The following is a 22,993-nucleotide window of genomic DNA, read 5'->3' as shown; positions in this document are numbered from 1 at the left end:
ATGGCTCAAGTCGACCGGCAGCAGTGGGACGTGGTCGTGGTCGGCGCGGGCGGCGCCGGGCTGCGGGCCGCGATCGAGGCGCGCGAGCGCGGCGCCCGTACGGCCGTGATCTGCAAGTCCCTCTTCGGCAAGGCCCACACGGTGATGGCCGAGGGCGGGATCGCCGCCTCCATGGCCAACGTCAACGAGCACGACAACTGGCAGGTGCACTTCCGCGACACCATGCGCGGGGGCAAGTTCCTCAATCAGTGGCGGATGGCGGAGCTGCACGCCAAGGAGGCCCCGGACCGCGTCTGGGAGCTGGAGACCTGGGGCGCGCTCTTCGACCGGACGCCCGACGGGAAGATCTCGCAGCGCAACTTCGGCGGGCACGAGTACCCGCGCCTCGCGCACGTGGGCGACCGCACCGGCCTGGAGCTGATCCGCACCCTCCAGCAGAAGATCGTCCAGCTCCAGCAGGAGGATTTCAAGGAGTACGGGGACTACGAGGCCCGGCTCAAGGTCTTCCAGGAGTGCACGGTCACCCGGGTCCTGAAGCACGGAGAGAGGGTCTCGGGGACCTTCTGCTACGAACGCGAGTCCGGCCGCTTCTTCGTCCTGGAGGCCCCGGCCGTGGTCCTCGCCACCGGCGGGATCGGCAAGTCCTTCAAGACCACCTCGAACTCCTGGGAGTACACGGGCGACGGCCACGCGCTGGCGCTGCTCGCGGGCGCCCCCCTGCTGAACATGGAGTTCGTGCAGTTCCACCCGACGGGCATGGTCTGGCCGCCCTCGGTGAAGGGGATCCTCGTCACGGAATCCGTCCGCGGCGACGGCGGGGTGCTGCGCAACTCCGAGGGCAAGCGGTTCATGTTCGACTACGTCCCCGACGTGTTCAAGGAGAAGTACGCCGAGTCGGAGGAGGAGGGCGACCGCTGGTACGAGGACCCGGACCACAACCGGCGCCCGCCCGAGCTGCTGCCCCGCGACGAGGTGGCGCGGGCCATCAACTCGGAGGTCAAGGCGGGCCGCGGCTCCCCGCACGGCGGGGTGTTCCTCGACGTGTCGACCCGGATGCCCGCCGAGAAGATCAAGCGGCGGCTGCCGTCCATGTACCACCAGTTCAAGGAGCTGGCGGACGTGGACATCACGGCGGAGCCGATGGAGGTGGGCCCGACCTGCCACTACGTGATGGGCGGGATCGCGGTCGAGTCCGACACCGCGGCCACCCTCGGCGTCCCCGGGCTGTTCGCGGCGGGCGAGGTCGCGGGCGGGATGCACGGCTCGAACCGGCTGGGCGGCAACTCCCTGTCCGACCTGCTGGTCTTCGGCCGCCGGGCGGGGCTGCACGCCGCGGAGCACGCGGCCGCTGCCGGCGACGCCCGGGCCGCCGTCTCCCAGGCCGAGATCGACGCGGCGGCCGAGGAGGCGCTGGCCCCCTTCCACGCCGCCGATGGCGCGGAGAACCCGTACACCCTCCACCAGGAACTCCAGACGACCATGAACGACCTGGTCGGCATCATCCGCCGGGCGGGCGAGATGTCCGAGGCCCTGGAGAAGCTGGCGGGCCTGCGGGAGCGGGCCTCCCGGGCCGGGGTCGAGGGGCACCGGCAGTTCAACCCGGGCTGGCACCTCGCCCTGGACCTGCGCAACATGCTGCTGGTCAGCGAATGCGTGGCCCGCGCCGCCCTGGAACGCACCGAGAGCCGGGGCGGGCACACCCGCGAGGACTGCCCGGCGATGGAGCGCAGCTGGCGCCCGGTGAACCTGCTGTGCCGCCCGGTCGCCCCGGTGCCGGAGGATCCGGCGGCCGACCGGATCGAGCTCACGAAGGTCCGCACCGACCCCATCCGTTCCGACCTGCTCGCGCTCTTCGAGAAGGAAGAGCTGGTCAAGTACCTCGCCGAAGAGGAGCTGTACGAATGAGTACGTACGACGCGAGCTTCCGGATCTGGCGGGGCGACGCGGAGGGCGGGGAACTGCGGGACTTCACCGTCGAGGTGCACGACGGGGAGGTGGTCCTGGACATCGTCCACCGGCTCCAGGCCACCCAGGCCTCGGACCTCGCGGTGCGCTGGAACTGCAAGGCCGGCAAGTGCGGCTCGTGCAGCGCGGAGATCAACGGCCGGCCCCGGCTGATGTGCATGACGCGCATGTCGGTCTTCGAGCGGTCCGAGACGATCACGGTCACCCCGCTGCGCGCGTTCCCCGTCGTCCGGGACCTGGTCACGGACGTGTCCTTCAACTACCAGAAGGCGCGCGAGGTCCCGGCCTTCGTACCGCCGGAGGGGGTGGCCCCGGGCGCGTACCGGATGCAGCAGATCGATGTGGAGCGCTCGCAGGAGTTCCGCAAGTGCATCGAGTGCTTCCTGTGCCAGGACACCTGTCACGTGGTGCGCGACCACGAGGAGAACAAGCCCGCCTTCGCCGGTCCGCGTTTCCTGATGCGGGTGGCGGAGCTGGACATGCACCCCCTGGACGCGGCGGCGGAGGCGGGCCTGGACCGCAAGCGCACGGCGCAGGAGGAGCACGGGCTGGGCTACTGCAACATCACCAAGTGCTGCACGGAGGTCTGCCCCGAAGGCATCAAGATCACCGACAACGCGCTGATCCCGCTGAAGGAGCGGGCGGTGGACCGCAAGTACGACCCGCTGGTGTGGCTGGGCAACAAGATCGGCCGCCGGTCCGGGCCCCGGTAGTCCGGGGCCGCGAGGGCGTGGCCGGGGCCGACCGCAGGGCGCGGTCGGCCCCGGTGGGTCATCAGCGGGAGTGGTCGATGACGTTCCCGTTGGAGCAGTTGTTGGCGTGGTCGCCCACCCAGTCACCGAGGGCCGGGACCACCGCCACCTCCTGCAGGCACACGTCCGCGGCGGTGAAGTTCCAGTTGTTGGCAGCGTTCACCCCGCCGCCGAAGTTGCTGTCGTTGTCGTCGGCGTGCGCGGGAGCGGCGAGGGCGAGGGCGGCCACGGTGAGCGCGGCGGCAGAGATGATCTTCTTCATGCGCTGCCAACGAAGCCGCAGCCCGCCGGTCACGCCCGGTTCCTCCGGGTGCGGGGGCCGGTAACCACCCATAACCTCCCAAATGTGATCCCGCCGAGAAGCAAGTCGAGAAGCGAGATAGTCGTCCGGGCCGGGCTCGCCCTGGCCGCCGGAATGCTGGCCGTCGGCGGCTGGGGGCTGGCGCAGGCGCCGCCCGCGCGGGCGGACGATCCCGTCACCCTGTCGCAGCAAGGGCAGATCACCGACCGCGTCGGAGCACTGGGCGACCGCAAGCCGGCCGTCACCGCCGCCCTCGACAAGCTCTACGCGGACCGCAAGGTCCAGCTCTTCGTGACGTACGTACGCGACTTCTCCGGGCGCTCCCCCCAGAGCTGGGCCGACGCCACCGCCGAGAAGAACGGGCTCGGTCAGAACGACGTCCTGCTGGCCGTGGCGACCGGGGCCCGCCAGTACGCCTACTCGGCCGCCGTCGACTCCGGCTTCACCGAGCAGCAGCTGGCGGAGGTGGCCCGGGTCGCCATCGAGCCGGCCCTGCGGGAGAACGACTGGGCGGGCGCGGCGATCGGCGCGGCCAACGGCTACGACGCGGTGCTCGGCGGGCAGCCCGTACCGGTGCCGGCCGTCACCCCCGGCCCCGCCGATCCCGGCGGCAAGGCGAGCGGGGAGAGCGGCGCCGGGGACTTCGTGCTCCCGGTGGTCGCGGTCGGCGCGGCCGGGGCGCTCGGGGTGTACGCGTACACGCGCCGCAAGCGCTGGGTGTCCGGCGGCGGACGTACGGCGAAGACCGGGCCGGGCTGGCCCGAGGGCGCGCCGGACCGGCTCCCGCTGCCGGAACTGGACGACAAGGCCAAGGCCCTGCTGGTGCAGACCGACGACGCGGTCCGCACGAGCACCGAGGAACTCGGCTTCGCCTCCGCCCAGTTCGGCGAGGAGGCGGTGGGCCCCTTCACCGAGGCCGTGGAGTACGCGAAGTCCGAGCTGACGCACGCGTTCCGGCTGCGCCAGCAGCTCGACGACGCCTACCCGGAGGACGACGCGACCCGGCGCCGGATGCTGGACGAGATCGTCGCCCGCTGCACCGAGGCGAACCGGCGGCTCGACGCCGAGTCCGCGGACTTCGACCGGCTGCGGGACCTGGAGAAGAACGCCCCGCAGGCCCTCGCCACGGTGGAGGAGCACTTCAGGGCACTGACCGGGCGCGCCACCACGGCGAAGGCGACGCTGACCGCGCTGGCCCAGCGGTACGCCGACTCGGCGTCCGCGCCGGTGGCGTCCAACGCCGAACAGGCCGAGGACCGGCTGCTGTTCGCGACGACCAGCCTCGGCGAGGCCCGGGCGGCGCTCGGCGCGGGTGACAACGGCAAGGCGGCCGTGCACGTACGGGCCGCCGAGGGCGCGGTGGACCAGGCGGCGATCCTGGTCGACGCGGTCGAGCGGCGGGCGCAGGAGCTGGCGGAAGCGGCCGGGAAGCTGCCGGGCGCGCTGAACGAGACGGAGACCGACCTGGCGGACGCCCGCGGGCTGCTGACCGGCACCACCGAGGGCACCTCCACGGCGGACCTGCGCGGCCGGATCGGCCGGGCGGAGGCCGTACTGGCCGACGTACGGCAGGAGGAGTCGGTCGGCCGGTACGACCCGATCGACGCCCTGCGCCGGGTCGAGGAGGCCGACGCGGCCCTCGACGAGGCCCTGGCCGGAGCGCGGGAGCGGGAGTCGGGCCGGCAGCGGGCGGTGGCCCTGCTCGACCAGGCGATGCTGTCGGCGCGCAGTGCGATCGGCGCGGCGACGGACTACGTCACCACCACCCGGGGCGCGGTCGGCAGCCAGGCCCGCACCCGGCTCGCGGAGGCCGGCCGGCACCTGGAGCGGGCGGTCTCCCTGACCTCCTCGGACCCGGCGGGCGCGCTGGCGGAGGCGCAGCAGGCGGATGCGCTGGCGCGGCAGGCGCAGGCCCTCGCGGAGGCGGACGTACGGGCGTACCAGGACCCGTACGCGGGCAGGCGCGGCGGGGGCGGCGGCCAGGGCGGCGCCGTACTCGGCGGGATCATCCTCGGCGAGATCCTGCGCGGCGGCGCGGGCGGCTTCGGTGGCGGGGGCGGGGGCGGATTCGGCGGGGGCTTCGGGGGCGGGGGCCGCGGCCCGGGCTCCTTCGGCGGCGGCGGAACCCGCGGCCGCATGGGCGGCGGCGGCCGCTTCTGAACCGGGTACGGCTCGGCAGACAGACCCACTCGACCCAACGGGAGAAACCCAGATGAGCAAGCAGACCATCCTCGGCCGCGTCACCCAGCTCGCCAAGGCCAACATCAACGCGCTGCTGGACCAGGCCGAGGACCCGCAGAAGATGCTGGACCAGCTGATCCGCGACTACTCCAACAACATCTCGGAGGCGGAACAGGCCGTCGCGACGACGATCGGCAACCTCCGGATGCTGGAGGCGGACCACAAGGAGGACGTGGAGGCGGCCGCCGAGTGGGGCACCAAGGCGCTCGCGGCGAGCAAGAAGGCCGACGAACTGCGGGCCGGGGGCTCGGCGGCGGACGCCGACAAGTTCGACAACCTCGCGAAGGTGGCGCTGGGCCGGCAGATGCAGTCCGAGAAGGAGGCGAAGACGGCCGAGCCGACGATCGCCGCCCAGACGGAGGTCGTGGACAAGCTCAAGGCGGGCCTGGACTCCATGAAGAACAAGCTGACGGAACTCCAGGCGAAGCGCGACGAGCTGGTGTCGCGGGCGAAGACCGCGCAGGCGCAGAACACGATGATGGACGCGGTGAAGAACATCGACGTCATGGACCCGACGAGCGACCTGAACCGCTTCGAGGAGAAGGTGCGGCGGGAGGAGGCGATGGCGTTGGGCAAGCAGGAGCTGGCGGCCTCCTCGCTGGACGCGCAGTTCGAGTCTCTGGAGGACCTGGGCAAGACGTCCGAAATCGAAGCCAGGCTCGCTGCGCTCAAGCAGGGGCGGGCCGCCTAGTCCCTCCCGGGGTGGGTGCCGGGTGGCCGCTGCGCGGCACCCTGGGCTCCGCCCAGACCCGCTCCTCAAACGCCGGCGCCCCCAGCCTCGCCGGCGTTTGAGGCGCGGGGTCCGGGGCGGAGCCCCGGCAGCGGCGCTCAGCCGGGCAGATCCGCCAGGCGGGCCGCGGCGGCGGCGCGGACCTCCTGGGACTCCATCGGGTCGTCCCGCAGGACCGCGACCCGCGCCAGGTACTCCGGACCGTCCGGTGCCTCCGCGATGCCCAGCAGCCGCGCCTCCCCCTCGCAGTCCCACAGGGACTCCGTGTGCGCGTAGTCCAGCCCGGACGGGTCAATGGCGGCGAGTGCCTCCAGATAGCCCGGCCGCTCAATGGAGTGCGGGGTGCGCAGCCAGAACTGGCGCAGCGCCGGCACGGCCTCGGAGGCGTCCGGCCCGAACCGGGCCAGCCGCTTCGCGGTGAGGTACGGGCCGCACCAGTCCCGCTCCCGCCACTGCTCCTCCAGTTCCACCACGAGCCGCGGGATCACCTCGGGACCGAGGTGGTCGGCCAGTACGTCGTCCCCCAGCCGGGCCAGCCATTCCCGCTCGTCCTGCGCCCACCGCCGCGCGGCCGGCACGGCGAGGGCGCCGAGGGCCTCGACGGCCCGGCGCAGGACGGGCAGCGAGTGCCTGCCGTTCGCGGTGCCGAGCAGGGGCACCAGCGGGATCAGCCGTTCGTCGGGGGGCCGGCGGGCCAGTTCGCGCAGGGCGGCCGTCTTCGTACCGTCGGCGCCGCCGGTGTCGGCCAGCAGGGCGAGCAGCTCCTCACCGGTCCGGTCGCCCAGCGTTTCGGCGGGCAGGTCCTGGAAGACCTGCGTGTCGATCCCGAACCGGATCCACGGTTCGCAGGGCCACGGCGGCTCCGCCGCCCCGCGCATCCGGGTCCGTGCGACGTCCCCCAGGTCCTCCCACCACTCGGCCGGCCACAGGTCCGCGACCGATTCCAGTACGCGGATCCAGTGCTCGCCCTCCCGCACGTGGGCCCGCAGCCCTTCCCGTGCTTCGTCCGATCCCGCGAGCGCGAGCAGCTCCAGGACTTCGATCGCCCGCATGCAGTCGTACTCGCGCCCCGCCAGCTGCGCCACCACGGGCGCGGGGGACAGTTCCAGGTCCCGCAGGAGCCGTGCGTGGTAGAGGGCGCGCTGGTCGAGCCCGTCCCAGCTCCAGTCCCGGCGGATCACCTCGTACACCAGCGGGGCGGCCGCCGCCGGATCCTGCAGGGCCCGTACGGCGCCCAGGCCGCGGCCGCGCTGGAGCAGGCCGTGCAGCGAGTCGTGGGGGGCGTACAGGGCCTGGCCGTCTTCGTCTTCGTCGGTCATCGCCCCGTACCCTGCCCGCCGCGGCACGGGGCCCGCCACTCGTTATCCGTACATGTTCAGCAGCTGCTCCGCCGAGAGTTCCGACACCGCCTCCGCCACCCCGCCCGGCAGGGGCAGCGGCAGCTCGAACCAGACCGTCTTGCCCCGGTGGGTGCGGCGGGTGCCCCAGCCGGCGGAGAGCAGGCCGACCAGCTGGAGGCCCCGGCCGCCCTCGTCGGTGTCGCGGGCCCGGCGCCGTCTCGGCTGGACCAGGTTCGCGTCCCACACCTCGCAGACCAGGGTCCGGTCGAGGAGCAGGCGGAGTCTGATCTCGCCCTCGCCGTACCGCAGGGCGTTCGTGACCAGCTCGCTGACCAGGAGTTCCGTGGTGTCCAGGAGGCCTTCGAGGCCCCAGGCCGGCAGTTTCGCGCGGGCCAGTTCGCGGGCGCGGCCCACCGAGCGGGCCTCGCGCGGGAGCTGCCAGTCGCCGACGGCGTCCACCGGCAGGCCCTGCACCCGGGCCATGAGGAGGGCGATGTCGTCCTCCCCGTGCCGGGTGTCGAGGGTGTTCAGGACGTGGTCGCAGACGTCCTCCAGCGGGCGGACCGGGTCGGCGAGGGCCTCCCGCAGCCCGCGCAGGCCCTCCTCCAGCGGGTGGTCGCGGGATTCGACCAGTCCGTCGGTGTAGAGGGCGAGGAGCGCGCCCTCGGGGAGTTCGACCTCGACCTCCTCGAAGGGCTCGCCGCCCACGCCCAGCGGCATGCCGGGCGGCACCTCCAGCAGGAGTGCGGGCCGCGGCTTGCCCGCCTCGTCCGGGGGCTCCACGAGCACGGGCGGCATGTGGCCCGCGTTGGCGATCGTGCAGCGCCGGGTCACCGGGTCGTAGACGGCGTACACGCAGGTGGCGAGGTACACCTCGGAGCGGTCGGCGTCCCGCGAGTGCAGGGCGGCCCGGGAGGCCTGCTGGGAGCCGCCGGGGGCGCCGAGTCCGCGGGCGATCTCGTCGAGCGCGGTCAGCACCTCCGCCGGTTCGAGGTCCAGCAGCGCGAGGGTCCGTACAGCGGTCCGCAGTTCGCCCATCGCGACGGCGGCCCGCAGTCCGCGGCCCATGACGTCGCCGACGACGAGCGCGGTGCGGTGCCCGGGCAGCTCGATGACGTCGAACCAGTCCCCGCCGACCTCGGTGGCCGCGTTGCCCGGCAGGTAGCGGCAGGCGATGTCCAGGCCGGCCGCTTCCGGGTCGCCGGGCGGGAGCAGGCTGCGCTGCAGGATCAGCGCCCGCTCGTGCTCGCGCCGGTAGAGGCGGGCGTTGTCGATGCAGACGGCGGCGCGCGCGGCCAGTTCGACGGCGACGGCCCGGTCGCGTTCGCCGAAGGGTTCGCTGCCCTTCGTACGGGAGAACTGTGCGAGCCCGACCACCGTGTCGTGGGCGACCATCGGCACGACCAGCGTGGACTGCACGAGGTCGTCGGCCCCGCCGCCCTCGATCAGCCGCGGCCGGGCCGTGCGCAGCGCGAGCGCGCCCGGGGAGGCGGCCGGGTAGCGGTGGACGTCCCCTACGGAGACCAGCGCGCCCGGGCCGGACAGCGGTGCGTCCGAGACCGCCGAGGCGAAGGCGACCCGCCGCAGCGGCGCGGACGGGGTGCGGGCCGGCCCCTGGCCCGGCAGGCTCGGCACGCCGGGGCCCTGCGGCCGGGCGGGCCGGTCGTCGTCGCCGAGCAGCAGCCCCTGGTAGAGGTCGACGGCGGCCAGGTCGCAGAAGCCGGGCACGGTGACGTCGAGGAGCTCGCGGGCGGTGGTCTCCAGGTCGAGGGAGTTCCCGATGCGGTGCCCGGCCTCGTTGAGCAGGGCGAGGTTGCGCCGTACTCCGGCGGCCTCGCGGGCGGCGAGGTGGCGGCGGGTGACGTCGGTGCCGATGCCGGCGACTCCGATGGGACGGCCGGTGCCGCCGTGCACGCGGTAGAGGTTGATGGACCAGTGGCGGTTCTCCCGGCTGCCGGGGGCGGCTCCGGTGATGCGGAGGTCGGTGACGGAGTCGCCGGTCTCCAGGACCCGGCGCAGGGCCTCGGCCATCCGGTCGGCCTCGTGGCGCGGCAGGTAGTCGTGCACGGTCCGGCCCCGGTGCTCCTCGGCCGCTCCGCCGAAAACGGTGGCGAAGCGGCGGTTGGCCCGCTGCACGGTGAGGTCCGTACCGAAGAGGAGGAAGCCGAAGGGAGATTGGCCGAATATGGCCTGTGAGGCCGCAAGATCGGATTCGATGCGTCGCAGCGCGCGTACGTCCACGACGACGCAGAGCGCGGCCCGGTCGGCGGTCTCGGTCTGGGTCGGCATCACGTAGATCTCGGCCACCCCGTGCGCACCGCCCCCGCCGGGGATGCGGAACGGGATCAGGCCCGTCCACTCTTTGCCGTCGAGGATCTCGGAGACCCGGCGGTGCGCGTCGGCGCGCAGCTCCGGCGGCATGAAGGCGTCGACGGGGTCGCGGCCCACGGCCTGGGAGGCCGGCAGCCCGAAGAGTTCCTCGGCGCGCAGGCTCCACTGGTCGATGAGCCCGTCGGGCCCGATCGAGAACGACGCGACCTTTATGTAGTCATATATCGAGCCAGGTGGACTGCTGTGCCACAGGGCGTCGTGCCATGTTTCCCGAGGCACGCTGGTCTGCTGTGCCTGCGCAGGTATCTCGCTCACGCGACCGTCCCCTCCAGCTCACCGCAACCGGACCGGCCATGACCGCAGTATTCAGCACCACGGCCCTGCTCGGCACGGCGTTCACGATCACAAAAAGGTCCCGTTAGTTTCGAGCCACGTCACGTGATCTCACCTTGTTACTCACCAGGAAGAGCCAACTCGAACCACACAGTCTTGCCCGACTTCCCGTGACGGGTCCCCCAGCGCTGCGAGGAGACTGCGACGAGGTGCAGTCCGCGGCCCCCTTCGTCGTCGGCTTTCGCGACCCGTTCGCGGGGCGGGTCCGGAAGCGGATCGGAAACTTCCACGAGCAGCGCGGCCCCGCCGGCCGGGCCGCTGGCGGCCGGAACCTGCCGTACCAGCCGGACGCCGATGGGGCCGGAGGCGTACCGCAGGGAATTCGTGACGAGCTCGCTGACCAGCAGGACGGTCACGTCGCCGACGGCCTCCAGCCCCCAGTCCCTGAGGGTGCCGCGCACGGCGTGGCGGGCGGTGCGGACGGCACCTGGTTCGGCGGGGAAGGCCCATTCGGCACGTTCACCGTCTGTGTCGATCACGCCGATCACTTCCCGGGCCGCCAGCACGGACCCCAGTCCGGTTCGTCTGTGACGAAAGAGGGACGAGATAGGGACTAATAGCGACATACCCGATATTCGAGGCGTCGTACCACCCGATCCGCCACCCACCGGCGCACTGTGGCGCAGACGGCCCAGCGCGCGAGCGTCACGCGCCCCCGTCGGACCGTTGTCCGCTCACGGCGCGCAGTCGGCGGCCGGCCTCGGCGACCGCGGGCCGGTCCTGGTCGAGCCAGTCCACCGACTCCAGCTCCTCCGGCCCGAGCCAGCGCAGTTCGTCGTGGTCCTCCAGCGGGGCCGGCACTCCGGAGAGCAGCCGGGCCGTCCACACGTGCAGGACGAGGCCGGGCTTCAGCGGCCATTCCCCCGGGATCCGCTCCAGCGGCTCGGTCTCCACACCGAGCTCCTCGCGCAGTTCGCGCACCAGCGCCTCGGGGACTGACTCGCCCGGTTCGGCCTTGCCGCCGGGCAGCTCCCAGCGGCCGGCGAGCTCCGGCGGCGCGCTGCGGCGGGCGGCCAGCAGGCGCCCCTCATGGCAAAGGGCTCCGCCCACGACCACTCGTACAGTCATGGACGGAGCCTATGCCAGTGCTGGATGCTCAGTTCGTCGTGGCGGTCTGGCCGATCCGCTCGACCCAGTAGAGCTGCTTGTGTCCTCGGTCGTCGAGGCTGTCGGCGACCTTCTGGGCCTCGGCCCGGGTGGGATACCGGCCCACCCGGTAGCGGTTGCCGTTGTCGTCCTGACGTATGACCAGCCACGGGAGCAGGGCACCGCTGTCGTTCATCGCGTTTCACCCTCCGCCGATGTACCTGCCCGGGAAACCGCATTGCGCATATGCCCGAGCTTACGCCCGACCTTTACTGAGCGGATACGGTTTTTCACGAAGAGGTACCTCGCGGGCGTACTCATCCGGCCATGTGTACGAGTGGGCCGTGCGCGCCGGTTCAGAGGGGGCGTGCGGGGCGCACGGAGGGCATCGGCAGGATCACCGCGCCGCCGCCCGTCGCCCCCTTGCGGCAGACGTCCCCGCAGGTCGCGTCGAGGGAGCAGCAGAGCGAGCAGATCGGGCCCGCCTGGACGGGGCAGTCGGCGATGTCGGGGAGTTCGTACGCCGTCTCACACACGGCGCAGACGTGGGTGGCGGTGACGTCCTCGACCTCGACGTCCGGGCCGTTCACCGTGTTCGGCCGGGCCAGGTAGTACTTCCCCCTGGTCATCCAGGCGATCAACGGGCACAGCAGGAGTGCGAGTCCGGCCGCGATGAAGGTGGAGAAGGCCTCGGCGTGGGTGCCGAAGAGTCCGAAGAAGGCGAGGATCGAGACGGTGGAAGCGATCACCATCGCGCCGAAACCCGCCGGGTTGACGGCGTGGAGGTACGCCCGCTTGAACTCGATGTACGGCGGGCTGAGCCCGAGCCGCTTGTTGATCACGAGGTCGGCGGCGACCGCGGCGATCCACGCGATGCCCACGTTGGAGTAGAAGCCCAGCAGCTTGCCGAGCATCGCGAACATGTTCAACTCCATCAGCGTCAGCGCGATGCCGAGGTTGAGGAAGATGTACCAGACCCGGCCGGGGTGGCGGTGGGTGACGCGGGAGAAGAAGTTCGACCAGGACAGCGAGCCGCTGTAGGCGTTCGTGACGTTGATCTTGATCTGGGACACGATCACGAACAGCGCGGCGGCGGGCAGCGCGAGACCGCCGAGCCACGGGCGCAGGGCCTCGATCTGAGGGGCGATCGGCTCCAGGGCGTGCGTGGTGCCGACGGCTTCGAGGGCGACGAAGGCGAGGAACGCGCCGCCGAGCTGCTTGGCCGCACCGATGATCACCCAGCCGGGGCCGGCGGCGAGCACGGCGAGGTTCCACTTGCGGCTGTTGGCGGGGGTCTTGGCGGGCATGAACCGCAGGTAGTCGGCCTGCTCCCCGATCTGCGCGATCAGCGAGAGCGCGATGCCGGTCCCGAAGCCGAAGCCGATCCAGGAGAACCCCGACCCGGCGCCCTGGGTCCCGCCGAAGCCGGCGAAGGCGCCCCAGGCGTCGGGGGCCTCGAAGGCGAGCACCACGAAGGGCAGCACGAGCCCGATCAGCCAGACCGGCTGGGTCCAGGCCTGCACCTTGGCGAGCGCGCCCATGCCTTTGAACACGATCGGGATCACGACGAGGGTGGTGAGGAGGTAGCCGACCTCCAGCGGGAGGCCGACCGCCTGGTGCATGGCCTGGGCCATGATCGAGCCTTCGAGCGCGAAGAAGATGAAGGTGAAGGAGGCGTAGATGAGGGAGGTCAGGGTGGACCCGAAGTACCCGAAGCCCGCGCCGCGGGTGACAAGGTCCATGTCCAGGCCGTACGTGGCGCACGCGCGGGCGATCGGGATGCCGGTCAGGAAGATGACCACGGCGGCGGCCAGGATCGCGGCGGCGCCGCTGGTGAATCCGTAGGCGAAGACGATGGACGCGCCGATGGCGAAGTCGGCGAGGTAGGCGATCCCGCCGAGGGCCGTGCCGGCGACGGTGCCGGGGCCCCAGCGGCGGAAGGAGTGGGGCGCGTATCTGAGGGAGTAGTCCTCACGGCTCTCGTCGGCGGCCAGCTTCGCGTAGCTGCGGGTCGCCTGTGGCTTCGCGGGGGCGGGGGCGATGTCGGTCATGCCGTCCGACGCTAAGCGCGCGATATGACGCCCCGTCACCCGTCGGCGTTGCCCGGGGGTTACGCCTCCGCGCCCCGCGTCACACAGGCGTTAAACCCCCCGAACCCCCTGTCCGCTGTCCGGTGCGCCGCCGTTGCCGGGGCGGAGCCCCGGATCCTTGAGCCGCACCGGGCACGCGGCATCAGCCACATCCAGCCCCGCCGGCGTTTGAGGCGCGGGGTACGGGGCGGAGCCCCGGGAGCGGCGCCGCATCAGCGCACGGCGGGGGGTCACCGCACAGGCAAGTGGTACGACAGGCGGTACCGGTCCGCCGGGATCACCACGTCCGCGGTCTCCACGGCGCGGCCCGACGCGTAGTACGTGCGGCCGATCACCAGCACCACGTGCCCCGGCACTCCCCCCAGCAGCAGGATCTCCTCCGCCAGGCCCGGCCGCGCGCCGACCTCCTCGACCACGTTGTCCACGACCACGTCGATCGCGGCCATCCGGTCCACCACCCCGGAACCGCCCAGCGGGCCCTCCTCCGGGAGCATCACCGGGGTCCGGCCGGTCACGGCAAGCGGCTCCCAGGAGGTGGACAGCATCATCGCCTCCCCCGCGTCGCGGAAGACGTACCGCGTCCGCATCACCCGCTCGCCCGGCTCGATGCCCAGCCGCTTCGCGATCTCCGCCGGTGCGGCCGCCTGCTCGCTGCTCGACTCCCACGTGCCGCGCGCGCCCGAATCCGCCTGCTCCTGGCGGAACGGCGTCGACGCGCCGCCCGTGCGGTAGCCGGAGCGGGCGACCCGCCGCGGGACCGGCTGTTCGCGCACGTACGTGCCGGACCCGGACCGGCCCTCGACGAGGCCCTCCGCCATCAGGACCTTGCGCGCCTCCAGCGCCACGGTGTCGGAGACCCCGTACTCCTCGCGGATACGGGCCTGCGAGGGGAGCCGGGCGTGCGGGGGCAGGGAGCCGTCGACGATCTTCTGTCGCAGGTCCCCGGCCACGCGCAGATACGCCGGCTGCTCACCGAAAGTCACTGGCCACTCCCATCAGGTTGACAGACAGCTACACCCTGGCAACCGACGGTTGTAGACCGCAAGCACGGGCCAGAGTTTCACCCGAAGTGATGAAGCCTGGTCACTCAAACCCGTTACCGCGCGTTACCGGAGAGGCCCTCACGCCGCCTCGCGCGAAGGCCCCCGACCCGAGTCGGGCTCCGAGTCCCCCGGGTACTCCTCCAGCCACGGCGGGATCTGCGTGGACAGCCCGTACGCCCCGCGCAGCGCCTGCTCCGTCTCCGGCGACAACGCGCCCAGCGCCCGGTCCCACTGCTTGTCGAAGTCGGCCGGCGTCTTCGCCTGCGAGGCGCGCTGCCACGCCGCGCGGGCCTCCTCGATCTCCTTGAGCTGCGCCCGGGCGGCCTTCTCCATCCCCGGCAGGGACGTGTGCCCGCCCACCACCTTGGCCTCCTCGCCCAAGGCCGCGTACACCTCGCGCGCCCACGCCTGGTGCTCGGCGAGGGCCTCGTCGACCACCTCCTCGGGGGGCCGGCTCAAGACGAACTCGACGCTGTTCGCGGCCCGCAGGAAGGCCGCCTGCTCGGGCTTCAGCGTGCCCAGGTCCTGGCGCAGGCTGCCCTTGTGCTCCTCGCCCGTCGTCCCGATCACGCACAGCAGCCGCCGGTCGCCCTGGCGCCAGGACTCGCGCGAGGGCGCGAAGTAGTACATCTCCGCGAAGGCGGGCAGGGCCCAGGTGTCCATCGCGTACGCGTCCTGCGCCTTCCAGCACTCGTCCTCGTAGGCCAGGTCCGCCTCGACCGACTCGGGGGCCGCCTTCGGGTCCATCAGCTTCGACTCGGTCACCTCGCCGTGGTGCACCAGAGCGCAGTCGATCCGGTACATGAGGGGGTGCTCGTCCATCAGGTCGCCGCCCGGGACGTTGAAGCAGTCGCCCGCCCGCAGGTCGTCGACATCGGCGAGCTCGCCCTCCACCTCGGTGAGTTCGCTCACCGACTCCAGCCGGTGGCGGAGCTCCGTCACGACCCGGTCCGCGGCAAGCACCATGAGACCCGTCATCAGCACCGACACCACCAGGCCGACGATCGCCAGGGCCTTGCCCTTCTCGCCCTTCTTCGCGATCTGTACGAGGGCCACAATGCCGAAGACGATGCCGAGCGGCGGCAGGCACAGCAGGCCGACGAGGAGCGAGGCGAGCGCGAACCCGTTGAGCCCCGGCGGCTGGGCGCCGTACCCGGGCGGCGGGCCCCACCCCGGGAGCGGCGACGGCGGGGCCCAGGGGTTGCCCGGTCCGGGGGGCGGTATCTGCGGGGTGCTCACGGGGACGGACTCCATCCGGGGCGGCGCGGTGGCGCGGTGGCGCGGTGGGCGCGAACGAACGCGCGAATAGTACGCAGCGGGGGCGACCGGTCCATCGGTCGCCCCCGCCCTGTTCACCGCTCGGCGCACCCGCCCGGCGCCCTGCTCAGCGCCTCCGTTCGGTACGCCCGCTCAGCCCCGGCCGCTCAGAACTGGAGCGCCCAGGAGTCGATCTTGCCGGTGTCGATGTTCGCGTTGTCGTTCACCCGGAGCTTCCACACCCCGTTGGCGGCCTCCGAGGAGGCGTTCACGGTGAAGGTCCGGATGATGTTGTCCGCGCTGCCGCCGGCCCGGTTGTGCAGGGTGTAGACGGTGCCGTCGGGGGCGACCAGGTCGACCTTCAGGTCACCGGTGTAGGTGTGCTTGATGTCGACCGGGACGCTCAGGGTCGCCGGGGCGTTGCCGGAGACTCCGCTGACGGTGATCGGGGACTCGACGGTCGAGTTGTCGTTGATCGCGTAGTCGGCGGTGTTCTCGAAGCGCGGGCCGGGCGGGACGGTGCCGCCGGCGCCGACGAAGAGCAGCCGGTTCGGGGAGCCCGTGCCGGGGCTGGTCACCACGTTCGGGGTGGCCGCGTTCACCAGGCCGTCGCGGACCTGGGCCGGGGTGCTCGCCGGGTTCTGCGACAGGTAGAGGGCGGCCGCGCCCACGACGTGCGGCGTGGCCATCGACGTGCCGGAGATGGTGTTGGTGGCGGTGTCCCCGGTGCCCCACGAGGAGGTGATGTTGGAGCCCGGCGCGAAGATGTCCAGGATCGAGCCGTAGTTGGAGAAGCTGGACTTGGCGTCGGTGTTGGTGGTGGAGCCGACCGTGATGGCCTCGGCGACGCGCGCCGGGGACTTGGTCGAGGCGTCCGTGGACTCGTTGCCCGCCGCGACGCCGTAGGTGATGCCGGAGGCTATGGAGTTGCGTACGGCCGTGTCGAGCGCGGAGTCGGCGCCGCCGCCGAGCGACATGTTCGCCACGGCCGGCTTGACGGCGTTCCGCGTCACCCAGTCGATGCCGGCGACGACCTGGGCGGTCGTGCCGGAGCCCTGGTTGTTGAGGACGCGGACGCCGACGACCTTGGCCTTCTTGGCCACGCCGTAGGCGCCGCCCGCGACGGTGCCGGCGACGTGCGTGCCGTGGCCGTGGCCGTCCTGGGCGGTGTTGTCGTTGTCGATGGCGTCGTAGCCGTAGGAGGCACGCCCGCCGAAGTCCTGGTGGGTGATGCGGACGCCGGTGTCGATGATGTACGCGGTGACGCCCTCGCCGGCCTTGTCCGGGTAGGTGTAGCTCTGGTTCAGCGGGAGCGCGCGCTGGTCGATGCGGTCCAGGCCCCAGGAGGGCGGGCTGGGCTGGGTGCCGTCGGCGGCGTCGACCGTGAAGACCCGGTTCTGCACGACCGATGCGACCGCCGGGTCGGCGGCGAGCTTCCTGGCCTGCGTCTCGGAGACCTCGACCGAGTAGCCGTTGAGGGCGGCGCTGTAGGTCCGGTCGATCTTCGCGCCGTACCGCTTGGCGACGGCCTTGCCGCTGTCGTCGGTGGAGCGGGCGGCGGAGTCCTTCAGGGTCACGATGTAGCTGCCGGACACGGAGCCGGGGGCGCCCGCGTTCTCGATGACGCCGAGCGCGCCGGTGTCGGCGGCCGATGCGGGTAACGCGGCGGCGGCGCCGAGCGCGAGGGCCGCGACGGCGGTCGCGCTGATGCCGGCGATCTTCCGGCGGGTGTGACGCACGGACATTGAGGGGTCCTCCTCATGAGTGGTGCGTTGCGGGGGGTGAGGCGCGCAGCCGTCGGAGCACACCGCAGGAATCACGGTTTTAGCCATGCCCATGACAAAGCATTCGGTCCGGCGGGCCGTCGCCACCGAAAGGTTGACCCACCTCAGCAGCACTCACAAGAGGACGGCGGAGACGTAACATCCGTGCCATACACCCGCCATGATCAAGCAAAGGTGTTCCGCACATGACGCACGCATTGCCGGGTTACGCATGCTCCGAGGACGGCACGCGCGCCGACGCCCGGACGGCCCCCTGGTGCTGCCCGCTCTGCGGCGGCCCCTGGGACCTCGACTTCGTACCGGATCCGGCCAGTCCGCTGGAACCGGCGGCCGGGCCGAACTCGCTGTGGCGGTACGCGGCCGCGCTGCCGCTGCCGGGCGCGTTCTCCGTCTCACTGGCGGAGGGGCACACTCCGCTGGTGCCGCTGGCGGAACGGATTCACGCCAAACTCGACTTCCTGATGCCGACCCTGTCCTTCAAGGACCGCGGCGCCGTGATGCTCGCGGAAGTGGCCCGGCGGCTGGCGCCGGAGCGGGTCGTGGCGGACAGCAGCGGCAACGCGGGGACCTCCGTGGCGGCGTACTGCGCACGGGCCGGGCTGGATTGTGAAGTTTTCGTGCCCGAGGGCACCTCGGAGAAGAAGACCGAGCAGATGCGGGCGCACGGGGCCGTCGTACGGGTCGTCCCGGGCGGCCGGGAAGCCGCGGCGGAGGCGGCCCGGGCCGCCGCGGAGGAGCCGGGGGTCTTCTACGCGAGCCACGTCTTCAACCCGTACTTCCTGCACGGTACGAAGACGTACGTGTACGAGATCTGGGAGGAGCTCGGGCGCCGCCTCCCGGAGGCCCTGGTCGTCCCGGTGGGCAACGGCACCCTGCTCCTCGGGGCCGCGCTCGCCGTGGAGGAGCTCGCGGCGCGCGGGGTCCGGCCGCCGGCGCTGATCGCGGTCCAGTCGGAGGCGGTGGCGCCGCTGGCGGCCGCGTTCGCGGCGGGCGCCGAGGACGCCGAGCCGGTGCCGCAGCTGCCCACCCTGGCGGAGGGCATCGCGATCCCCGCCCCGCCGCGGGCCCGCCAGGTCCTGGCCGCGGTCCGCAAGTCCGGCGGCACCTTCCTGACGGTCCCGGACGCCCGGCTCCGCGAGGCGCAGCGGGACCTGGCCCGGCGCGGGCTGTTCGTCGAGCCGACGGCCGCCGCCTGCTGGGCGGCCGTGCGCCCCGGCGCCCCGGACGACCCCCTCCAGGGCCGCACGGCGGTCGTCCCGCTGTGCGGCGCGGGGGCGAAAACGGGGCTGGCGCCGTAGCGGGTGTCCGGCGTTCAGCCGGTGCAGCCGGGGACGCTGCCCTGCGGGGCGCAGTTGTCCGGGGTGTTCGCGGCGACGGCGGTGGCGCTCAGGGTGACCGCGCCGGCGGCCTCGAAGACGCCTCCCCCGGCGGCGGCGCGGTTCCCGGTGACGGCGCTCCCCGTCAGGCTCGTCGTGCCGACGTTGTAGAGGCCGCCGCGCCCCCGGCAACGGCGCCGCACGCACCTCCCACCCCCACCGGCGGAGCCCCGGCGGAGCCCCGGCCTACGTGTCGGAAATCCGCGAGCCCCCGGCCGCCCCGCGTGACACCGTGGCCCCATGACCACGCACCCTGAACTCGCCGCCAAGGCAACCGCGTTCGCGAACCTGCACACCCCCGCCTCCCCCCTCCCCCTCGCCAACGCCTGGGACGTCGCCTCCGCCCGCCTCGTCGAGGCGTCCGGCGCGCCCGCCGTGGCCACCACCAGCGCCGGCGTCGCCTGGTCGCTCGGCTCACCCGACGGGGACGCCCTGGCCCGCGACCGGGCCCTCGACCTCGTCTCCCGGGTGGCGGCGGCCGTCTCCGTGCCCGTCACCGCCGACATCGAGGGCGGCTTCGGCGCCGACCCCGCGGGCGTCGCCGAGACCGTCGCCGGGGTGCTGGCCGCCGGGGCGGTCGGCATCAACATCGAGGACGGCCACCGCGCCCCCGCCGAGCACGCGGAGCGCCTGGCCGCGGCCCGCGCCGCCGCCGAGGCCGCCGGGGTCCCGCTCTACGTCAACGCCCGCATCGACACCTACCTCTTCGGCCTCGGCGACCCGGCGACCCGCCTCGACGAGACCCTCGCCCGCGCCGCCGCCTACCTCCGCGCCGGAGCCACCGGCATCTTCGTGCCCGGCGTCACCGACCCGGCCACCGTCGCCGAGCTCGCCAAGGGCATCGACGCCCCCCTGAACATCCTGGTCGGCCCCGGCGCCCCGAGCGTCGCCGAGCTCGGCGCTCTCGGCGTCTCCCGCGTCAGCCTCGGCTCCTGGGTGGCGGAGGCCGCGTACGCCGTGGTCCGGCGCGCCACCGAGGAGCTGCTCGCCACCGGCACGTACGGGACGCTCGCGCACGCGCTCCCGTACGGCGAGCTGAACGAGCTGCTCAAGGGCTGAGACAGCCGCAAAAACCCAGAAGCCTGCATAGGCCAACGACCATAGGATCCGGTCATGCGCGCATCAACTCCGGTGGAGAGCAAGCCTGCCGCGGCCGTCTGGACGGCCCTCGCCCTCGTCTACGTGGTCTGGGGTTCGACCTACCTCGGCATCCGGATCGCCGTCGAGACGATGCCCCCCTTCCTCTCCGCCGGAGCCCGTTTCATCACCGCCGGCCTGCTGCTGGCCGCCGCCGTCGCCTGGCGCTACGGCCCCGCCGCGCTCAAGGCGACCCGCGCCCAGCTCGGCTCGGCGGCCCTCGTCGGCCTGCTGCTGATCCTCGGCGGCAACGGCCTGGTCGTGCTCGCCGAGACCTCGGTGCCGTCCGGGCTGGCCGCGCTGCTGGTCGCGGCGGTGCCGATGTGGGTGGTGGTGCTGCGGGCGGGCAGTGGGGACTTGCCGCCGCCGCGCACCCTGGGCGGGGTCCTGGTGGGACTGGCCGGGCTCGCGGTGCTGACCAGCCCGGGGCTGAGCGGGGCCGTGCGGCTCTCCGGGGTGCTGCTGGTGGTGGCGGCCTCGGTGCTGTGGTCGCTGGGCTCGTTCTCGGCGTCGAAGCTGACCCTGCCGGAGAACCCGTTCACGGGCAGCGCGTACCAGATGCTCGCGGGCGGGATCGCCGGCGTGCTCGTCGGCCTGCTCCGCGGCGAGCACCGCGGTCTGGATCCGGCGGCGTTCTCCACCGCCTCCTGGCTGGCTCTCGGCTACCTGGTCGTCTTCGGCTCGCTCGTCGGCTTCACGGCGTACGTGTGGCTGCTCCAGGCCGCGCCGCTGTCGCTGGTGTCCACGTACGCGTACGTCAATCCGGTGGTCGCCGTCGCCCTCGGCTGGCTGATCCTCGACGAGGCCCTGACCTGGCCGATCGTGCTCGGCGGCGCGATCGTCGTGGCGGCGGTGTGCGTGATCGTCAGCACGGAGCGCACGAAGCCCGCCCAGCGGTAGTCCGCCCCTCCCGGAACCCGCACTCCTGTTTCCCCATCCTCCCTCGGGGCACACCCGCCCGCGCGCAACCGCTTCCCCGACGGAACGTCACAACTCGTCAACGGCAGGGAACTTGCCGGCACGACCGCAGCACGACCGGCCGGGGGCCGGACACGGACAAGCAGGACGGCAAGTGCCCGACCAGGACCGGCACCGGCCAGCAGGTGCTGCTGAAGACCTGCTCGTCGAGCAATTCCAACCAGTGGTGGAGCTTCCGCCGGGGCGCGCTGGGATAGGCGGGCCCGCCCGGCGTGCGGCGGGGGCCGTCCGCCCCGCGCCGGGTGCTCAGCCCCGCGCCGCCCGCTCGTACAGGGCCTTGGCGCGCTCGTCGAACAGCGCGGCCGTCGAGTCCACGTCCGTGTCCCCGCCGCTCAGGACGCCGATCAGCCGGCCGGGGCGCCCCGGACCGCCGCGGTCGGCGATCCAGGGGCTGCCGCTGGTGCCCGTCCAGAAGCCCGCGCAGCTCATGTACAGCATGTCGGGGTCGTCCTCGTCGTGCCGGGTCTGCGTGGTGCAGGAGACGGGCTTGTTCTGCGGGTTGTGCTCGGACTCCGGGTAGCCGACGACGGTCACGTCCCGGTCGTACCCGGAGGTCCATTCGGGCTTCGGGGCCTCCGCCGCGCCGCCGACCGCCTCCTGCACGCTGCGTCCGTCCTCGTCCGCCGCGAGGGTGAGGAAGGCGAAGTCGGCGGTGTCCTCGCCCCACTTCGTCCAGCGGTCGTCGACATGGATCGAGCGGACCTTCCACACCCCCAGGGGGTGGGTGCCGGCGCCCTCGCCGGAGAAGGCGGGGGCGAAGGCGAGCTCGCCGATGGCCAGGCCGTCGTGGGCCACCTCGCCCGGCTGCCCGTCCTCGCCGGCCGGTGCCACGCAGTGCGCGGCGGTGGCGACGACGTTGCCCTTCGGGCTGTCGACGACGCTCGCCGTGCACCAGTGCTCGCCGCCCGCCATGAGCACGCCGACGGTGGGGAAGGGGAGCACCCGCGGGTCGCCGGGCGACTCCAGGAACGCGACGGCGCACACCGCCGCGAGCCCCGCCGCGGCGGCGGCCGAGGCCCCCTTCACCACGGTGCTCAACGCACGGCGGGGTCGGGTGTCGGCGCCGACATCACCTTGCTGATCCACTCCAGCGCGCCCTCCCTCATGCCTCGTACGTACGACTTCCCGTTGTGCCCACCATCCTGGATCACCTGCAGCGTGGTGTGCACGGGACCCTTGCCGTACTCCTTCATGAACTTCTCGGCCTTGTCGCGGCCGGACTCGGCGGTGCCGATCTGGAAGTTGATGTAGACGTCGGGGCCGCCCGCGCCGATCAGCTTCTCGGCGAGCTTCTCCGGGTTGTCCTGGTCCATGGCCTGCGTGTTCCCGTTCCACAGCGGGGAGTCGGGGACGATGTCGACCCCGCTCGCGATGGCCGCCTTGAAGCGGTCGGGGTGCTTCAGGACGTGCTTGAAGGCCCCGAATCCGCCGGCCGAGGAGCCCATGAAGGCCCAGCCGTCGCGGGAGGTGAAGGTCCGGAAATTGGCCTTCGTGAAATCCGGGACGTCTTCGGCCATCCAGGTGCCCATCTTGGGCTGGCCGGGGATGTCGGAGGCGTCGAAGTGGTGCTTGGTGTCGGCGTTGTGCACCGGCATGATCAGGATGAAGGGCAGGCTCGTGCCGGCCTTCGCCCCGTCGCTGACGGCCTTCTGCAGGCCGAGGCCGGGTCCCGTGCCCCAGTAGTTCGTGGGGTAGCCGCGGCCTCCGGGCAGGGAGATCAGGACCGGGAAGGCGCTCTTGGCGTACTTCGGCTCGTCGTACTCCTTGGGCACCCACACCCATACGTCCCCCGTGAACCCGGACTTCGCCCCGGTGAGGGTGGTCCGCGCGATCTGGGTGCCGTCCGGCAGCCGGTTGGTCCGGACGAACTCGGCCTTCGGCCCGGTCGGCATGCTCACCCCCGCCGGCAGGTCGGAGGCCGCGGCGGCCTTCGAGGTCTTGGAGGTCTTCTCCTGCACCTTCCCGAAGGAGACCGGCTCCCCTATGTCCGAGAAGAGGCCGTACTTGTACGCTGCCGCCCCGCCTCCGGCTGCGAGGACGAGAGCGAGCCCACCGCTGATCAGAAGCAGGCGCAGGCGCTTGGGGCGACGGCCGCCCTCGGTCGTGGGGCTGCCGTCGCCTTGCTGGTCATACTGCACGGATTTGTCCCGTTCCTTCTCCGGCGCTCACCTCGGAGCGCGGGTCGGACC

20 protein-coding genes are annotated in these 22,993 nt (G+C 72.7%); 7 read left to right on the top strand and 13 right to left on the bottom strand.

Annotation, left to right across the window (positions count from 1 at the left end; genetic code table 11):
• Both AB0O21_RS17360 and AB0O21_RS17355 read left to right on the top strand, forming a co-directional pair.
• Nucleotides 1-1,905, top strand: a complete 1,905-nt coding sequence (locus AB0O21_RS17360) for a fumarate reductase/succinate dehydrogenase flavoprotein subunit (protein WP_365171939.1) — start codon at nucleotides 1-3, stop codon at nucleotides 1,903-1,905.
• A complete protein-coding gene (locus tag AB0O21_RS17355) occupies nucleotides 1,902-2,678 on the top strand; it encodes a succinate dehydrogenase/fumarate reductase iron-sulfur subunit (RefSeq protein ID WP_365171937.1) in 777 nt (258 codons plus the stop codon). The genes AB0O21_RS17360 and AB0O21_RS17355 overlap by 4 nt, the downstream gene beginning before the upstream one ends.
• A gap of 61 nt (nucleotides 2,679-2,739) precedes the next feature.
• Here the strand turns inward: AB0O21_RS17355 and AB0O21_RS17350 are convergent, their stop codons facing one another.
• Complete coding sequence (locus AB0O21_RS17350) at nucleotides 2,740-2,979, bottom strand: hypothetical protein (RefSeq protein WP_365172032.1); 240 nt, start codon at nucleotides 2,977-2,979, stop codon at nucleotides 2,740-2,742.
• A gap of 153 nt (nucleotides 2,980-3,132) precedes the next feature.
• On the opposite strand from AB0O21_RS17350, the gene AB0O21_RS17345 reads away from it, so the two are divergent.
• Both AB0O21_RS17345 and AB0O21_RS17340 read left to right on the top strand, forming a co-directional pair.
• Nucleotides 3,133-5,178 carry a TPM domain-containing protein gene (locus AB0O21_RS17345; protein ID WP_365172031.1) on the top strand — a complete coding sequence of 682 codons (2,046 nt, stop codon included), beginning with the start codon at nucleotides 3,133-3,135 and terminating at the stop codon, nucleotides 5,176-5,178.
• A 52-nt stretch (nucleotides 5,179-5,230) separates the two neighbouring features.
• Complete coding sequence (locus AB0O21_RS17340) at nucleotides 5,231-5,950, top strand: PspA/IM30 family protein (protein ID WP_365171935.1); 720 nt, start codon at nucleotides 5,231-5,233, stop codon at nucleotides 5,948-5,950.
• Nucleotides 5,951-6,087: 137 nt separating this feature from the next.
• On the opposite strand, the gene AB0O21_RS17335 is transcribed toward AB0O21_RS17340, so the two are convergent.
• The 9 genes from AB0O21_RS17335 to AB0O21_RS17295 form a co-directional block, all read right to left on the bottom strand.
• The gene (locus tag AB0O21_RS17335) at nucleotides 6,088-7,308 is read right to left on the bottom strand and encodes a hypothetical protein (protein ID WP_365171933.1); all 1,221 of its coding nucleotides are present in this window, start codon (nucleotides 7,306-7,308) and stop codon (nucleotides 6,088-6,090) included.
• 42 nt (nucleotides 7,309-7,350) lie between these two features.
• Nucleotides 7,351-9,966, bottom strand: coding sequence for a SpoIIE family protein phosphatase (locus AB0O21_RS17330; protein ID WP_365172030.1), 2,616 nt, complete (start codon nucleotides 9,964-9,966; stop codon nucleotides 7,351-7,353).
• A gap of 146 nt (nucleotides 9,967-10,112) precedes the next feature.
• The gene (locus AB0O21_RS17325) at nucleotides 10,113-10,541 is read right to left on the bottom strand and encodes an ATP-binding protein (RefSeq protein WP_365172029.1); all 429 of its coding nucleotides are present in this window, start codon (nucleotides 10,539-10,541) and stop codon (nucleotides 10,113-10,115) included.
• Between the two features lie 157 nt (nucleotides 10,542-10,698).
• Complete coding sequence (locus AB0O21_RS17320) at nucleotides 10,699-11,121, bottom strand: (deoxy)nucleoside triphosphate pyrophosphohydrolase (RefSeq protein ID WP_365171931.1); 423 nt, start codon at nucleotides 11,119-11,121, stop codon at nucleotides 10,699-10,701.
• A gap of 28 nt (nucleotides 11,122-11,149) precedes the next feature.
• On the bottom strand, nucleotides 11,150-11,335 hold the full coding sequence (locus AB0O21_RS17315) for an SPOR domain-containing protein (protein ID WP_360900784.1): 186 nt from the start codon (nucleotides 11,333-11,335) through the stop codon (nucleotides 11,150-11,152).
• 160 nt (nucleotides 11,336-11,495) lie between these two features.
• Nucleotides 11,496-13,190, bottom strand: coding sequence for a hypothetical protein (locus tag AB0O21_RS17310; protein WP_365171929.1), 1,695 nt, complete (start codon nucleotides 13,188-13,190; stop codon nucleotides 11,496-11,498).
• 269 nt (nucleotides 13,191-13,459) lie between these two features.
• Nucleotides 13,460-14,212 carry a GntR family transcriptional regulator gene (locus AB0O21_RS17305; protein ID WP_365171928.1) on the bottom strand — a complete coding sequence of 251 codons (753 nt, stop codon included), beginning with the start codon at nucleotides 14,210-14,212 and terminating at the stop codon, nucleotides 13,460-13,462.
• A 138-nt stretch (nucleotides 14,213-14,350) separates the two neighbouring features.
• A complete protein-coding gene (locus tag AB0O21_RS17300; RefSeq protein ID WP_365171926.1) occupies nucleotides 14,351-15,511 on the bottom strand; it encodes a DUF4190 domain-containing protein in 1,161 nt (386 codons plus the stop codon).
• Nucleotides 15,512-15,696: 185 nt separating this feature from the next.
• Nucleotides 15,697-17,274, bottom strand: coding sequence for a S8 family peptidase (locus AB0O21_RS17295; protein WP_365171924.1), 1,578 nt, complete (start codon nucleotides 17,272-17,274; stop codon nucleotides 15,697-15,699).
• A 224-nt stretch (nucleotides 17,275-17,498) separates the two neighbouring features.
• Here AB0O21_RS17295 and AB0O21_RS17290 point away from each other — a divergent pair, with 224 nt between their 5' ends.
• Nucleotides 17,499-18,611 (top strand): pyridoxal-phosphate dependent enzyme, encoded by a 1,113-nt coding sequence (locus AB0O21_RS17290; protein ID WP_365171922.1) that lies wholly within the window; start codon nucleotides 17,499-17,501, stop codon nucleotides 18,609-18,611.
• A gap of 14 nt (nucleotides 18,612-18,625) precedes the next feature.
• Here the strand turns inward: AB0O21_RS17290 and AB0O21_RS17285 are convergent, their stop codons facing one another.
• A complete protein-coding gene (locus tag AB0O21_RS17285; protein WP_365171920.1) occupies nucleotides 18,626-18,832 on the bottom strand; it encodes a hypothetical protein in 207 nt (68 codons plus the stop codon).
• Nucleotides 18,833-18,929: 97 nt separating this feature from the next.
• On the opposite strand from AB0O21_RS17285, the gene AB0O21_RS17280 reads away from it, so the two are divergent.
• Nucleotides 18,930-19,748, top strand: coding sequence for an isocitrate lyase/phosphoenolpyruvate mutase family protein (locus tag AB0O21_RS17280; RefSeq protein ID WP_365171918.1), 819 nt, complete (start codon nucleotides 18,930-18,932; stop codon nucleotides 19,746-19,748).
• Between the two features lie 54 nt (nucleotides 19,749-19,802).
• Nucleotides 19,803-20,726, top strand: a complete 924-nt coding sequence (locus AB0O21_RS17275; protein WP_365171916.1) for an EamA family transporter — start codon at nucleotides 19,803-19,805, stop codon at nucleotides 20,724-20,726.
• 324 nt (nucleotides 20,727-21,050) lie between these two features.
• On the opposite strand, the gene AB0O21_RS17270 is transcribed toward AB0O21_RS17275, so the two are convergent.
• Both AB0O21_RS17270 and AB0O21_RS17265 read right to left on the bottom strand, forming a co-directional pair.
• Entirely contained in the window at nucleotides 21,051-21,833 is a 783-nt protein-coding gene (locus AB0O21_RS17270; RefSeq protein WP_365172028.1) for a trypsin-like peptidase domain-containing protein, read from the bottom strand.
• 5 nt (nucleotides 21,834-21,838) lie between these two features.
• Nucleotides 21,839-22,942 (bottom strand): alpha/beta hydrolase-fold protein, encoded by a 1,104-nt coding sequence (locus AB0O21_RS17265; protein WP_365171914.1) that lies wholly within the window; start codon nucleotides 22,940-22,942, stop codon nucleotides 21,839-21,841.
• Nucleotides 22,943-22,993: the final 51 nt, after the last annotated feature.

The sequence above is a fragment of the Streptomyces sp. NPDC091371 genome, assembly GCF_040684275.1.
GTDB lineage: Bacteria > Actinomycetota > Actinomycetes > Streptomycetales > Streptomycetaceae > Streptomyces.
This window is presented reverse-complemented; position numbering and strand designations above follow the sequence as displayed.

Bases quoted from the DNA above. Each gene is read 5' to 3' on its own strand.
- AB0O21_RS17360 (WP_365171939.1), top strand. From the start codon at position 1: ATGGCTCAAGTCGACCGGCAGCAGTGGGACGTGGTCGTGGTCGGCGCG.
- AB0O21_RS17355 (WP_365171937.1), top strand. From the start codon at position 1,902: ATGAGTACGTACGACGCGAGCTTCCGGATCTGGCGGGGCGACGCGGAG.
- AB0O21_RS17350 (WP_365172032.1), bottom strand. From the start codon at position 2,979: ATGAAGAAGATCATCTCTGCCGCCGCGCTCACCGTGGCCGCCCTCGCC.
- AB0O21_RS17345 (WP_365172031.1), top strand. From the start codon at position 3,133: ATGCTGGCCGTCGGCGGCTGGGGGCTGGCGCAGGCGCCGCCCGCGCGG.
- AB0O21_RS17340 (WP_365171935.1), top strand. From the start codon at position 5,231: ATGAGCAAGCAGACCATCCTCGGCCGCGTCACCCAGCTCGCCAAGGCC.
- AB0O21_RS17335 (WP_365171933.1), bottom strand. From the start codon at position 7,308: ATGACCGACGAAGACGAAGACGGCCAGGCCCTGTACGCCCCCCACGAC.
- AB0O21_RS17320 (WP_365171931.1), bottom strand. From the start codon at position 11,121: ATGACTGTACGAGTGGTCGTGGGCGGAGCCCTTTGCCATGAGGGGCGC.
- AB0O21_RS17315 (WP_360900784.1), bottom strand. From the start codon at position 11,335: ATGAACGACAGCGGTGCCCTGCTCCCGTGGCTGGTCATACGTCAGGAC.
- AB0O21_RS17310 (WP_365171929.1), bottom strand. From the start codon at position 13,190: ATGACCGACATCGCCCCCGCCCCCGCGAAGCCACAGGCGACCCGCAGC.
- AB0O21_RS17295 (WP_365171924.1), bottom strand. From the start codon at position 17,274: ATGTCCGTGCGTCACACCCGCCGGAAGATCGCCGGCATCAGCGCGACC.
- AB0O21_RS17290 (WP_365171922.1), top strand. From the start codon at position 17,499: ATGACGCACGCATTGCCGGGTTACGCATGCTCCGAGGACGGCACGCGC.
- AB0O21_RS17280 (WP_365171918.1), top strand. From the start codon at position 18,930: ATGACCACGCACCCTGAACTCGCCGCCAAGGCAACCGCGTTCGCGAAC.
- AB0O21_RS17275 (WP_365171916.1), top strand. From the start codon at position 19,803: ATGCGCGCATCAACTCCGGTGGAGAGCAAGCCTGCCGCGGCCGTCTGG.